This is a genomic window from Rhodococcus sp. Chr-9, from assembly GCF_000801125.1.
In the GTDB taxonomy this organism is placed as follows: Bacteria; Actinomycetota; Actinomycetes; order Mycobacteriales; family Mycobacteriaceae; genus Rhodococcus; species Rhodococcus pyridinivorans.
In genome coordinates, this window is sequence record NZ_JTIZ01000122.1 from 376477 (window position 1) to 389331 (window position 12855).

The window sequence follows — 12855 nt, forward strand, 5'->3', positions numbered from 1 at the left end:
CGACCGAGGGAGGTTCGGGTGACCCGACGCGACACTCGTCCGAGGCGCCGCGCATCGGCCGCCCGAAGCGCGGTGGCGACAGCGTGCCTGATGCTCGCATCCGCCTGCTCCCAGACCGTCTCCGGCGACCCCCGGCCCGAACCGGCAGCCCTGACGGGAACCGCGCCTGCACCTGCACCCGCGATTGTCCGGGCACCGGGCGAGCTGGTGCTTCCTCCCGAACGTTTTCCCGAACCGTACGTCGCGGTGGTCCTCCCACCGGAGGCCGTGGCGCAGGCAGCGCCCGACCTGACCGGGATCCAGCCCGGCTCGAAGGTCGATCCGGGCGGATGTCTGCCGCCCGCGCAGAATTACGGCCCCGAGAGCACCGCCATGGTGGTCGGTACCGACAACGCCAGTCGCGCGACGATCAGTGTCGAGGTCACCCGTTCCGCTCCGGACGTCGGCGAGTACCGCACCTATCTCACCGAGTGCTCGCAGGTGGACGCCACCGTGCGGGGGATCACCTCGACCGTCTCGACCGTCCTCGGCGACGATCCCGCCATAGCCGTCGACGGGGCCGAGACGCTGGCCCTGACCCGCACGGTCGACTCCGGCAGGGGATCGGGTGGCATGACGCAGTCGATGGCCGCGCGGATCGCGCAGATCGGGGACGTGCGTGTGACGGTCACGTACCTGTCCTTCGACGCGGCGCCGCCCGACGCCGACAATCTCGACCTCGTGTTCCGGGAGGCCGTCGACTTCGCCGCCCGCCCCTGACGGGGCCGGGCGCGCACCCTAACAGCGTTCACCGACGGGATCGTCCGTTCGGCACGGGTCGACGATGCCGGTCGCGGAGTTGTCCACAGCCGGCCGGTTCATCCCCAGAAGGCCGCGGAACGACCCCGGGAGTCGCTTTCCGCTCGGGCCGATGGGCCACGGTTCGAGCATGACAACTTCCACGCCTTCGTCGTCGCATCCCCTCCGTCTCACCGATGTCGGTGACGTGATCGCCGCCCTGCCCGCCCTCATGGGCTTCCCGCCGATGCGTTCGATCGTCGTGATGTGCCTGACCCCGACGGGTGACGCTCCGACCCGCCCGAACGGGAAGGTGGCGAGTATCGGCGCCGTGATGCGACACGACCTCGTCCTGCCCCGGCCCGGAGAGTCGGTCCCGGAACCCATGCGCGCGGCGTTCCGGCGCTTCTGCGCCGTCTGTGCCCGCGAGGGCGCGGAATCTGTGGTGGCCGTTCTCGTGGACGACGACCTCATCGACCGGCACGATCCGGTGATCGCCGACGTGTGCAGGCTCGTCGACGACTTCGCCGACCATCTCGACGCCGTCGGCATCGACCTGGCGGGGGTGTACGCGCTACCGGAGATCACCGGTGGAGCGACCTGGTTCGTGCCCGGCCAGAACATCACCGGCAGCGTGGCCGATCCCGGGTCCTCGGTGGTCGCGGTGGCCCGGGTGTTCGAGGGCAGCCCGATCCGAGGCTCCCGCACCGAGCTCGCCGCACTGCTCGCGCCGTATCCGCCGGCGGTGAGACAGGAAGTCGCGCGGTGTATCGACGAGGTCGTCGAGACCCGCGACCGCGAGTACGAACGCTGTGCCCGCGAGGGCGGCGGCGAACGCGCCGACCGTCTCGAACTCGAAACCGTGCTCGCACACATCGAGACGTACGCCGGCGGAACGGATCCCAGCGCGTCCGACATCGCCGAGCTGGCCGTCCTGCTCGCCAACCGCACGGTGCGCGACGCCGCCATGGGACTTGCGACCGGACCGCTCGCACGGCCGGCGGAGCGTCTGTGGACCGAGCTCGCCCGGGCCCTGCCCGATCCCGAGCGGGCCGATGCCGCCGCGCTTGTCGGCTTCGGCGCTTACGTGCGCGGCGACGGTCCGCTCGCCGGGGTCGCGCTCGCAGCGGCCCTCGAATCCGATCCCCGCCACCGGCTTTCGGATCTGCTCGACCAGGCCCTGCAGGCGGGACTGCGTCCCGAGTCGATCCGTGGCCTCGCGGAGACCGGACACGAGATCGCGGCGCGGCTGGGACTCGAACTGCCGCGCGGCGACGAACCGTCCTGAACCGGAGCCGTGTCCTCGATCAGCGTCGAGCAGCGTGCAGCCGGTCGCCGAGAGACCGGGTGAACTCCCACGCATCGGAGACGATCTCGTCGAGATCGGTGTGCTGGGGGTTCCACCCGAGCTCGGAGATCGCGCGGCTGCTCGAGGCGATGAGCACGGCCGGATCACCGGCACGGCGCGGCGCGTCGACCGCTGCGATCGGCAGGCCCGTGACTCGCTCGCACGCCGAGATGACCTCGCGGACGGTGAAGCCCTCTCCGCTGCCGAGGTTGTAGATGCCGTGGCGGCCGGGTTCGGACTTCGTCAGTGCCAGTACGTGGGCGTCGGCGAGATCCTTGACGTGGATGTAGTCGCGCACCGCGGTGCCGTCCTTGGTCGGCCAGTCGGTGCCGAAGACCGAGATGTGATCGCGCACACCGAGAGCGACCTGCAGCACGAGTGGGATCAGATGGGTCTCGACGACCCGGTTCTCCCCGGCACCGCCGTAGGCGCCGGCGACGTTGAAGTACCGCAGACTCGTCGCCGCGAGACCGTGAGCGTGCGCGTACGAGGAGATCGCATGATCGATGGCGAGCTTCGACGCACCGTACGGGTTGGTCGGCCGGGTGGGCGCGTCCTCGGTGATCGGCACGCTGTCGGGTTCGCCGTAGGTCGCGGCGGTGGAGGAGAACACCAACCGTGGGGTACCCGAGCGGCGGACGGCCTCGAGCAGGGCCAGGGTGGTCACCACGTTGCCTTGCCAGTACTTCTCGGGGAACTCCACCGACTCGCCGACGAGGGACTGTGCACCGAAGTGGAGGACGCCGTCGAAGCGGGATCCGGAGAGCAGTTCGTCGGCGACGGCCGCGATGTCGCCCTCGACGAACTCGGCACCGGTGGGCACCGCTTCGGCGTTCCCGGTGGACAGGTCGTCGACGACCACGACGTCGTGGCCCTGCTCGAGCAACACGGTCGTGCACACGCTGCCCACATAGCCGGCGCCGCCGGTCACCAGAAGTCTCACGCTGGACATCCCCTTTTCGCACGCCCGTACCGGACATGCGAAAAGGGGCCTGGGTCAGACCTGCTTCACCTGCACGGCGTGGGCCATCTCGTCGGAAAGCTCGAAGCTGTCATGACCGGCCACGGTGATGGACACCGAGCCCGGTCGCGTCTCGACTGTAACCCGCGCGTCCGGGACCACACCGGCCTCACGCAGTCGCGCGATGACCTCGGGGTCGGACTGGACGTACTCCGCGAGCCGGCGTACCACGACCGCGGTCGGCTTGCCGTGCGGGATGTCCGTCAACCGCACCAGCTTCTCGTCGAGGACCGCCGTGCGGTCGAGGCCGAGCTGGGCCAGTCCTGGAATGGGGTTGCCGTAGGGGGAGGTGGTCGGGTTGTTGAGCACCTCCACGAGACGGCGCTCGACCTCCTCGCTCATCACGTGTTCCCAGCGGCAGGCCTCGGCGTGCACGTTCTCCCAGTCGAGACCGATCACGTCCACGAGAAGCCGTTCCGCGAGCCGGTGCTTGCGCATGACCGAGACCGCGAGATCGCGGCCCTTCTCGGTGAGCTGCAGGTGGCGGTCGCCGGCGACCCGGAGCAGGCCGTCGCGTTCCATGCGGGCCACGGTCTGGCTGACCGTCGGTCCGCTCTGTTCGAGGCGCTCGGCGATACGCGCGCGCAGCGGCACCACGCCTTCCTCTTCCAAGTCGTAGATGGTCCGGAGATACATCTCCGTTGTATCGACCAGGTCCTTCACTCTCACACCCCTTCGTCTGGGCCGATTCTAACCGTGCGAACAGGACGGTGGGGGCGCCCTCCGAGGCTCGCATGTCCGTGGGTGGACCAGTAGCGTCTGTGTCCATGACCACGAGCTCCACCGCGGCGGGCGGTACGACACAGCTGAGCGGCGATCGGATAGTGGTGTGGAGCCCCGACTACCTCGACTACCGGTGGGGTCCGACACATCCGATGAACCCCACGCGTCTCGATCTCACGATGGCGCTGTCCCGCAGTCTCGGTCTCCTCGAAGGCGTCGAGACGGTCCGCCCGTCCCCTGCGGACGACACCGATCTGCTGCGCATCCACACCTCGTCCTACGTCGACGCGGTCAAGCGCGCGGGCTCCGCTCCGGGGGGAGCGGCACCCCCGGCCGACGCACCCCACGGTCTCGGCACCGAGGACAACCCGATCTTCCCCCGTATGCACGAGGCCAGCGCGACGCTCGCCGGGGGAACCCTCGCGGCCGCACGCGAGATCGCGAGCGGCCGGGCCCGCCGTGCGGTGAGCATCGGGGGCGGCATGCACCACGCGATGGCCGACTGGGCCGCCGGGTTCTGCGTCTACAACGACGCCGCCATCGCGATCTCGTGGCTGCTCGACCACGGCTACGACCGCATCGCCTACATCGACGTCGACGCCCACCACGGCGACGGTGTGCAGCACGCATTCCTCGGCGATCCCCGCGTCCTGACCATCTCCCTGCACCAGCATCCCGCGACGCTGTGGCCCAACACCGGGTGGTCCAGCGAGGTCGGTTCGGGTCCGGCCGAGGGCACCGCGATCAATCTGCCGGTACTGCCGGGCACCGTGGACGCGTTGTGGTTGCGCGCCTTCCATGCCGTCGTGCCGGGCGCGGTCGCGGCGTTCCGCCCCCAGATACTCATCAGTCAGTGCGGTGCCGACAGCCACCGCGAGGACCCTCTGGCCGATCTCTCCCTGACCGTCGACGGCCAGCGCGCGTCGTATCTCGCGATGCGCGATCTCGCCGACCGCTACTGCGAGGGTCGCTGGCTCGCCGTGGGCGGCGGCGGTTACGGCCTCGTGCGGGTGGTGCCGCGCGCCTGGACCCACCTGATCGCCGCGGCGCTGGACCGCGAGATCGACCTGAGCACCCCGGTTCCGGCGGACTGGAGCGAGCGCGTCGGCGCTCTCGCCCCGAGCGTCGAACTGCCCACGGTCATGGGGGAGGGCTCCGACGTCTCGTACCTGCCGTGGGACGGTCCCGGTGGCACACCGGAAACGGGGATCGCGTCCCTGGACCGCGCACTGACCCGCATCGATTCGGCGATCATCGCCACGAGGCGGGCGGCCTTCCCTCTGCTCGGCCTGGACCCGGAGGACCCCCGTGACTGACCGGCAGAATCCCTCGGCGGCACCGGACTCCGCGTCTGCGACGGGCGCGGCCCCCGCGCAGGGTGCCGGGACGACAGGGGAGACCGACCCCGCGCGCGAAGCGGCGCTGGCGCGCGCCCGCGACTATCCGCGGCACTGGGTCGCCGACGTGCTGGCCTCGGACGGCGGTGTCGTACACCTGCGGCCGATCGTCCCCGAGGACGCTGACGCGATCGTCGCCTTTCACAGCAAACTGTCCGAACGCACCCGCTATCTGCGGTACTTCGGTCCGTACCCGACGATCTCGAAGAAGGACCTGTTCAACTTCACGGTCGTCGACCACAAGTCCCGGGTGGCGTTCGTCGCGGTGCTCGGCGACGAGATCATCGCCGTCGGGCGGTACGAGGGACTCTCGCACGAGGGCGACGGTCTCTCCGCCGAGGTGGCCTTCACCGTCGCCGACGCTCACCAGGGACGCGGTCTCGGTCCGATCCTGCTCGAACATCTCGCCGGCGCGGCCGCCGAGAACGGACTGCACACCTTCGTCGCCGAGGTCCTCGCCGAGAACCGGCACATGATCACGGTCTTCCGGGAAGCCGGCTACCAGGTCAGCCGCAGCTTCGAAGGGGGAGTCGTCCGGCTCGAGTTCGCGATCGACCCCACCGAAGCCCTCGTCTCGGTCCGCAACGCCCGCGAACGCGCCGCCGAGGCGCGCAGCGTGCGCAACATCCTCGGTCCCGGCAGTGTCGCCGTCATCGGTGCCTCCACCGACAGCCGCAAGGTGGGCAACGCCGTGCTGGTGAACATGCTGCGCAGCGGGTTCACCGGGCCGGTCTACCCGGTCAACGCCGAACACCGGTCCGTCCGAGGTGTCCGCGCCTACCCGACCGTCCGCGACATCCCCGATGAGATCGATCTCGCGGTCGCCGCCGTCCCCGCCGAATCGATCGACTCGGTGCTCGACGACTGTCTCGCGAAGGGTGTCAAGGCCCTGCTCGTCGTCTCGTCCGGTTTCGGCGAGACCGGACCGGAGGGTCGCGACGCCGAGCGGCGGCTCACGCTGGCCGCGCGGTCGCACGGTATGCGACTCATCGGGCCGAATGCTCTCGGTGTCGCCAACAACGATCCCGCCATCCGACTCAACGCGACCCTCGCGCCCGTGCTCCCGGCGTCCGGCAACGTCGGTTTCTTCTGCCAGTCCGGCGCCCTCGGTATCGCGATCCTCGACGAGGCCGCCAAGACGGGTGTCGGACTGTCGTCCTTCGTCTCGGCCGGCAACCGCGCCGACCTGTCCGGCAACGACCTGCTGCAGTACTGGGACACCGATCCTGCCACCGAAGTGGTGCTGCTGTATCTGGAGAGTTTCGGCAACCCGCGCAAGTTCTCGCGCATCGCGCGGCGGGTGGCGCGCAGCAAACCGATCGTCGCCGTCAAGAGCGGCCGCCACGCGGTGCCGCCGGCGCTCGCCGCCCGGACGGGGGAGATGGACGACACCATCGTGCGATACCTGTTCGAGCAGGCCGGTGTCGTCCAGGTCGAGTCCATCGGCCAGCTCTTCGACTCGGCCCTGCTGTTCGGTTACCAGCCGCTGCCCGCGGGTCCCCGCGTCGCCGTGGTCGGCAACTCCACCGCCCTGGGTCTGCTCGCCGTCGACGCCGCCCGCGGCCAGGGTCTGCAGGCACCGGACGCGGTGGATCTCGGCGCGCAGGCGTCGCCCGAGGAATTCGCCGAAGCCGTCGCCCGGGCGCTCGACTCACCCGATGTCGACTCGGTGATCGCGGTCTTCGTCCCGCCGGTCGCCGTCGACGTCCAGCCCTACGCGCAGGCCCTGCGCGACGCCGTCGCCGGGTCGGAGAAGCCGGTGGTCACGACCTTCCTGGCGACCGAGGGTATCCCCGACGTCCTGGCCGTGCGCGGACCGGACGGCAACCCGACCCGCGGATCCGTGCCGTCCTATCCCGGTCCGGAACGAGCGGCGCTCGCCCTGGGGCGGGCGTGGCGGTACGCGAAATGGCGCAGTCGTCCGCCCTCGCAGGTCGTGCGACCGGCGGGCATCGATCCCGAGCGCGCCCGTGCGCTCGTGGACGGCTGGCTCGAGACGACTCCCGAGGGTCGCTACCTGTCGGATACCGAGGCGGCCCTGCTGCTGTCCTGCTACGGAGTCGAGGTCGCGGACTTCCGCGCCGTCACCACCGAGGAGGAGGCGGTCGAGGCGGCGGACGAGATCGGCTTCCCCGTGGCGGTCAAGGCCACCGGTGCGCAGTGGCGGCACCGGCCCGATCTGACCGGGGTCCGGCTCGATCTCGTCGACGCCGATTCGGTACGGATCGCCTATTGCGACCTGGCCGCGGTGTCGGGGGAGCCGTTGATGCACGTGCAGCGGATGGCCCACAAGGGCATCGGTTGCGCGATCCGTGTGCAGGACGACCCGTCGTTCGGTTCGCTCATCTCGTTCGGTCTCGCCGGTGTGATCTCCGACCTGCTCGGCGACCGCGCCTACCGGGTTCTTCCGCTCACGGAGGACGAGGCGGTCGAGTTGATCGACGCGCCGAAGGCGGCGCCGTTGCTCTCGGGCTATCGCAATGCCGCACCGGTGAACAAGCCGGCACTCGTCGACTTCGTCCAGAGGATCTCGGCGCTCGCCGACGACCTGCCCGAGGTGCGCGAACTGGTGTGCGAACCGGTCCTGGCCTCGGTGGTGGGAGCCGAACTCACCGACGCGCACGTGCGGATCGGGCCCGAACCGCACCCGCTCGATCTCGGACCGCGCCGTCTGCGCTGACGGCAGTCCGGCGGCCGAACACCTGCCGGAGAAGGCACCCGAACGGCAACGATCCCCGAGAACCCAGCCCGGTTCTCGGGGATCGGATACCGCTGACGCGCCCGGTCAGCTGGCGTAGGCGCGAAGGCGCTCGGCGCGGTCTCCTTCGCGGAGCTTGACCATCACTTCGCGTTCGATCTGCCGGACACGTTCACGGGACAGCCCGAAGAGCTTGCCGATCTGATCGAGGGTGCGGGGCTGGCCGTCGTCGAGGCCGTAGCGCAGCCGGATGACCTGCTGTTCGCGCTCGTCGAGCGTCGCGAGGACGCTGCGGACGTCGCTGTGCAGGAGTCCGGCGATGACGGCGGTCTCGGCGGACGTCGCCTCGGCGTCCTCGATGAAGTCGCCCAGCGGGGCCTCCTCGTCGTTGCCGACGGGCATGTCGAGGCTCACCGGGTCGCGGCTGTGGTCGAGCAGGTCGGCGATCTTCTCGACGGGGATACCCGACTCGTTGGCGAGTTCCTCGTCGGTCGCCTCGCGGCCGAGCTGCTGGTGCAGCTCACGCTTGATGCGGGCGAGCTTGTTGACCTGTTCGACGAGGTGGACGGGGAGCCGGATCGTGCGGCTCTGGTCGGCCATTCCGCGGGTGATGGCCTGACGGATCCACCACGTCGCGTAGGTCGAGAACTTGAAGCCCTTCGCGTAGTCGAACTTCTCCATCGCGCGGATCAGGCCGAGGTTGCCCTCCTGGATGAGGTCCAGCAGGGGCATACCGCGTCCGGTGTAACGCTTCGCCAGCGAGACGACGAGGCGCAGGTTCGCCTCGAGCAGGTGGCTGCGAGCGGCCTGTCCTTCGCGGACGATGATCGCGAGGTCGCGCTTCTTCGCCGCCGACAGACGCTTCTTCGTCTCGAGCAGGTGCTTGGCATACAGGCCGGCCTCGATCCGCTTGGCCAATTCCACCTCGTCGGCTGCGGTGAGCAGAGCGGTCCGTCCGATGCCGTTCAGGTAGACGCGAACGAGATCGGCTGCGGGGCTCTGACCGTCCAGGTCGGAATCGAAGCGAGCGGTGGTTTCGGGGCGTGCCATGACGTGCCTCCTCATCGGTGGTGTCTCACAGGGTTCAACGACCGGCGAAGCGGTGGAGTTCCCGTCGGTCTCGGAGTACCACCGCGCTGACCTGCACTAACCCGATGAGCTCCTGAGAAGTTGCTGAGAGAACCGAATCGTGGAACCTCAGGAACGCCCCGGAGGGGGTCAGACGGGCTCGATCAGCCCGTGCCGCACCAAGCCGTGCACGAGGCCCACCGATTGCGTGAGGAGGTCGTCCTCGTCCTCGCCGTGCGCGGCCGCGAGCAGCGACACGAGATCCCCGAGCGGAAGACCGTCAGCGCGCATGCCGCCGAGCAGGGCGGCCGCGAGGTCGTCCACCTCGTGCTGCCAGGCCGGACCGCCACCCCGATGCACCCGCACGACCACCTGGTTCCACCCGTCCTCGCCGGGCAGGTGCACCCGCTCGAGGGCCGTGTCGGGCCGCACCGCGAAACGGGCGTCGAGCACCTCGTGTGTACGCAGCCAGTCGAGCCGCCGGAAGTAGTCGATCGCCTCGTCGCCCAGCGCGTCGGTGAACGCGTGCCGCAGGTCCTCGGCCATCACATCGGACGGCAGGTCGGTGCGGCGCAGGTAGACGAACCCGAACCCGACGCCCTCGACGCCCTGCTCCTCGAAGTGGTCGAGCCACTGCTCGGCGCGCACCGCGACCTCCGGCTCGCGTTGATCGGCGTCACCGTCTCGCAGCCACGTCCCGACGTAGAGGGCCGGATCGGCGACATCGCGCTGCACGATCCAGGCGTCGACGCCGTGTGACGGCAGCCACGATGCGACGCGGGTCCGCCAGTCCTCGCCCTCGACGTGCACCCAGGACGCGAGCATCGCGGCGGTGCCGCCGGGATTCAGGTGTTCGGCGACCTGCGAGATCATGAGCCGGCTGGCGCCGTCGAGGTCGAGACCGGAATCGCGGTAGCTGTGCTCGACACGTCCGGCGCTCACCACGAACGGTGGATTCGCGACGATGCGGTCGAAGGTCCGGCCGGCGACCGGCTCGAACCACGACCCCTCGAGAAGATCGATGTCGATCTCGTTCAACGCGGCGCTCGCGGCGGCCAGGGTCAGGCAGCGGGGGTTGATGTCGGTCGCGGTGACCTCGTCCGCGTGGTCCGCGGCGCGGATCGCCTGCACCCCGCAACCGGTGCCGAGATCGAGCACCGAACCGACCCGATCGGTCGGGGTGGCCTGCAGCAGCGACAGGGAGGCCTGACCGACGCCGAGGACGTGATCGGGGCGGGTCGGGACGGGCCGGATCGAGCCGTCGAGATCGGACAGCACCCAGCGGCTGCCGGTCCCGGCGTCGAGGGGCCGCAGGTCGAGAGCGGCCCGCACGCCGTCGCCGTCGCGTTCGACGAGTCCCGCCTGCACGGCCTGCTCCGTCGTCACCGGAGCGAGAGCCTGCGCGACCTCATCCTCGGGGCAGGTGTCCTGGAGGAGGAACAGCCGCACGAGCACGCCGAGATCGCCCGCACCGCGCGCGATGCGCCGAGCAGGGACGGGTTCGCTACGCCCGAGGGCGGCGTGCGCCTCGGGGCCGAGCAGTTCCCGGACGGTGTCGAGGTCGTAGCGGCACCGGATCAATGCGGTGCGCAGAGCCGGGCAGAGAGACAGGAGAAGGTCGCGGTCCACCACGACATTCTCGCAAGCGTCCCGTCCGGGGTCCCTGTCAGCCGTCGATCACATGGTGGCGGGACGACTCGATCGCCGGGGCATCGTCGAAGCGGCCGTCCCAGCGGCTCGGTTCGTCCTTGCGGCGCGGCGGCCGGTCGTTGGCGATGAGGACGGCGATCCACGGCAGCGGGATCGACACCCCGATGATCGCCATCGAGATCCAGGGATTGGCCCATACGCCGTACGCGATCGCCGCCAGCAGCAGGGCTGGGATGCGGACCGACATGATGGTGAGGTACTTGCGAACCCGTGCTCGGTGCTGATCCTCGAGCGACGCCTCCGCCGCGGTGATCAGAACCGGGTTGTCGGGCGATCCGTTCTCGGGGGATCCGCCGAAACCGTGAGTTCTCGCCATGTCTTCCACCTTCCCACGCCGGGCCGTCGCACGCACATACACATCCGGCCCTTCCGTGCGGCATCATGGACACGTGAGCACGGATATCAAGGAACGGCCGGATACCACCACCGACGAAACGACCGACGACGACACCCCGAAGTTCTTCCACTACGTGAAGAAGAACAAGATCGCCGAGAGTGCGGTCATGGGTACCCATGTGGTCGCGCTGTGCGGTGAGGTCTTTCCGGTGACCCGGTCGCCGAAGCCCGGCTCGCCGGTGTGCCCCGAATGCAAGAAAGTCTACGACGGTTTGCGCAAGGGCGACTGAGACACCTGGTGGAATACCTCGTCGTCCGCCGCGGCGTCGGGTGATTCCGGCGACGGTCTTGCTGCCGGCGAAGACGGTGATACTGCCTCCACCGTCAACAGTTCGGTCTGGGCCGGGGGAACTTCGGATCCCCCGGCCTTGTCGTCGTGCGAGGCAGTGTCGTCGTGGGGGGCAGTGTCGTCGTGGGGGGCAGGCCGATCGTCCGGCGCCGCATCCGACTCGACGGGTTTCCCGTCGATCGGCCACGACTCGGGTTGGCGATCCCCGGGCCGGATCAGGTCCGACAGCCGGATGGTCGTGGAGCTCGTCAACCGGCGGGTGAGGTTCGTCACCGGTCCGCTGTCGGGCGACGGATCACGGGCCGACTGCTCCGCGAGCCAGATCCGCCACTGCTCCAGACGCGTGGCGCGCGCCGGCCAGAACTGTTGCACCGTGGCGTTGAACTCCGCTCCGAGGACCACGGCGAACCCCAGGAAGAACGTGAACAACAGGAACGCGATCGGGGCGGCGAGCGCACCGTAGGTGTAGCCCGTGGCCGCGACCCACGTCAGGTACCACCGCAGGATCACGCTCGACGCGAGGAAGAACACCCCGGCCAGCACCGCGCCACCGAGCAGTCGGTGCCACGGCAGTGACTTCGGCAGCGCCACCTTGTACAGGGTCGTCAGACCGATCAGTAGGAGCAGACCCACCGCGGGGAAGTAGAAGGTGTCGATGATCCGTGAGCCGACATCGAACCAGGCGTCGGGCAGCAACCGGCCGATCAGAGTGGGTCCGAGCGCGACGAGCGGCATCGTGAACACCGCCAGGATCAGGAAGATCACGTAGAGGAGCAGCCCGAAGATCCGCTGCCACACCGGGTGGCGATGGTCCTGCTGGTGGTGCGCTTCGACGATCGAATCCACGAACGTCGAGATCGCCGACGATCCTGCCCACAGCGACAACACGAAGCCCAACGACATCACGTCGGCGCGACCCCGACGGAGGACGTCCTCGACCGTGGGCTCGATGATCTGGTCGACCACGCTGTCGCTGAAGACCGAGCGGAGGAAGGTGACGGTCTTCGACGTGATGATCTCCACCGTGTCGGGACCGAACCAGCCACCGACGTAACCGAGACTGCCGAGCAGACCGAGCAACAGGGGCGGCAGTGAGAGGGTCTGCCAGAAGGCCGCGGTCGCCGCCTTGCTGAAGATCGAGTGGTCCCAGGCCGACGACAGGGTGTGCGTCACGACCTTCCAGCCCTTTCCGACCGCGCGGCGAACGCGGCCGGAGGGTGCCTGTGCGGGGGATCGTGGTGTGTCGTTCATCTACTTCCAGAATTCCTGAAGACACGCTCGCGTGCGCGCACAGGCAGGTGAGGGCCTCTCGAATTCTGCCACGCAGTCCTCGGAGAACCCGCCGACGCCGCGGCTTCGGCGGGTTCGCGGGCTCCGAGACGATAGGCTGCATGACGGTCGGCGCCCGGACGAGTGCGGTGGCACCGA

General features: G+C 69.5%; 11 protein-coding genes. 5 read left to right on the forward strand and 6 right to left on the reverse strand.

The window, feature by feature from the left end; all coding sequences use genetic code 11:
• The first annotated feature begins 90 nt into the window (after positions 1 to 90).
• A complete protein-coding gene (locus QR64_RS20865) occupies positions 91 to 759 on the forward strand; it encodes a DUF5642 family protein (RefSeq protein ID WP_019289199.1) in 669 nt (222 codons plus the stop codon).
• Between the two features lie 169 nt (positions 760 to 928).
• Positions 929 to 2065 carry a DUF4192 domain-containing protein gene (locus tag QR64_RS20870; protein WP_024100702.1) on the forward strand — a complete coding sequence of 379 codons (1137 nt, stop codon included), beginning with the start codon at positions 929 to 931 and terminating at the stop codon, positions 2063 to 2065.
• Positions 2066 to 2084: 19 nt separating this feature from the next.
• On the opposite strand, the gene galE is transcribed toward QR64_RS20870, so the two are convergent.
• Both galE and QR64_RS20880 read right to left on the reverse strand, forming a co-directional pair.
• Positions 2085 to 3077, reverse strand: a complete 993-nt coding sequence (gene galE / locus QR64_RS20875; protein ID WP_175427942.1) for a UDP-glucose 4-epimerase GalE — start codon at positions 3075 to 3077, stop codon at positions 2085 to 2087.
• Positions 3078 to 3122: 45 nt separating this feature from the next.
• Entirely contained in the window at positions 3123 to 3809 is a 687-nt protein-coding gene (locus QR64_RS20880; RefSeq protein ID WP_006551330.1) for a metal-dependent transcriptional regulator, read from the reverse strand.
• Positions 3810 to 3913: 104 nt separating this feature from the next.
• Between QR64_RS20880 and QR64_RS20885 the strand changes: the two genes are divergently transcribed.
• Positions 3914 to 5185, forward strand: a complete 1272-nt coding sequence (locus QR64_RS20885) for an acetoin utilization protein AcuC (protein WP_039587044.1) — start codon at positions 3914 to 3916, stop codon at positions 5183 to 5185.
• A 106-nt stretch (positions 5186 to 5291) separates the two neighbouring features.
• Positions 5292 to 7946 (forward strand): bifunctional GNAT family N-acetyltransferase/acetate--CoA ligase family protein, encoded by a 2655-nt coding sequence (locus QR64_RS20890; protein WP_052227404.1) that lies wholly within the window; start codon positions 5292 to 5294, stop codon positions 7944 to 7946.
• 105 nt (positions 7947 to 8051) lie between these two features.
• Here QR64_RS20890 and QR64_RS20895 read toward each other — a convergent pair whose 3' ends face one another.
• From QR64_RS20895 to QR64_RS20905, 3 genes are all read right to left on the reverse strand, one after another.
• A complete protein-coding gene (locus tag QR64_RS20895) occupies positions 8052 to 9014 on the reverse strand; it encodes a sigma-70 family RNA polymerase sigma factor (protein ID WP_006551332.1) in 963 nt (320 codons plus the stop codon).
• 168 nt (positions 9015 to 9182) lie between these two features.
• Entirely contained in the window at positions 9183 to 10661 is a 1479-nt protein-coding gene (locus tag QR64_RS20900) for a methyltransferase (RefSeq protein ID WP_039587047.1), read from the reverse strand.
• A 37-nt stretch (positions 10662 to 10698) separates the two neighbouring features.
• Positions 10699 to 11058 carry a DUF3099 domain-containing protein gene (locus QR64_RS20905; protein WP_006551334.1) on the reverse strand — a complete coding sequence of 120 codons (360 nt, stop codon included), beginning with the start codon at positions 11056 to 11058 and terminating at the stop codon, positions 10699 to 10701.
• A 73-nt stretch (positions 11059 to 11131) separates the two neighbouring features.
• Here QR64_RS20905 and QR64_RS20910 point away from each other — a divergent pair, with 73 nt between their 5' ends.
• On the forward strand, positions 11132 to 11368 hold the full coding sequence (locus QR64_RS20910) for a DUF3039 domain-containing protein (RefSeq protein WP_006551335.1): 237 nt from the start codon (positions 11132 to 11134) through the stop codon (positions 11366 to 11368).
• Here QR64_RS20910 and QR64_RS20915 read toward each other — a convergent pair.
• Complete coding sequence (locus QR64_RS20915) at positions 11341 to 12678, reverse strand: YihY/virulence factor BrkB family protein (RefSeq protein WP_039587049.1); 1338 nt, start codon at positions 12676 to 12678, stop codon at positions 11341 to 11343. The genes QR64_RS20910 and QR64_RS20915 overlap by 28 nt on opposite strands.
• Positions 12679 to 12855: the final 177 nt, after the last annotated feature.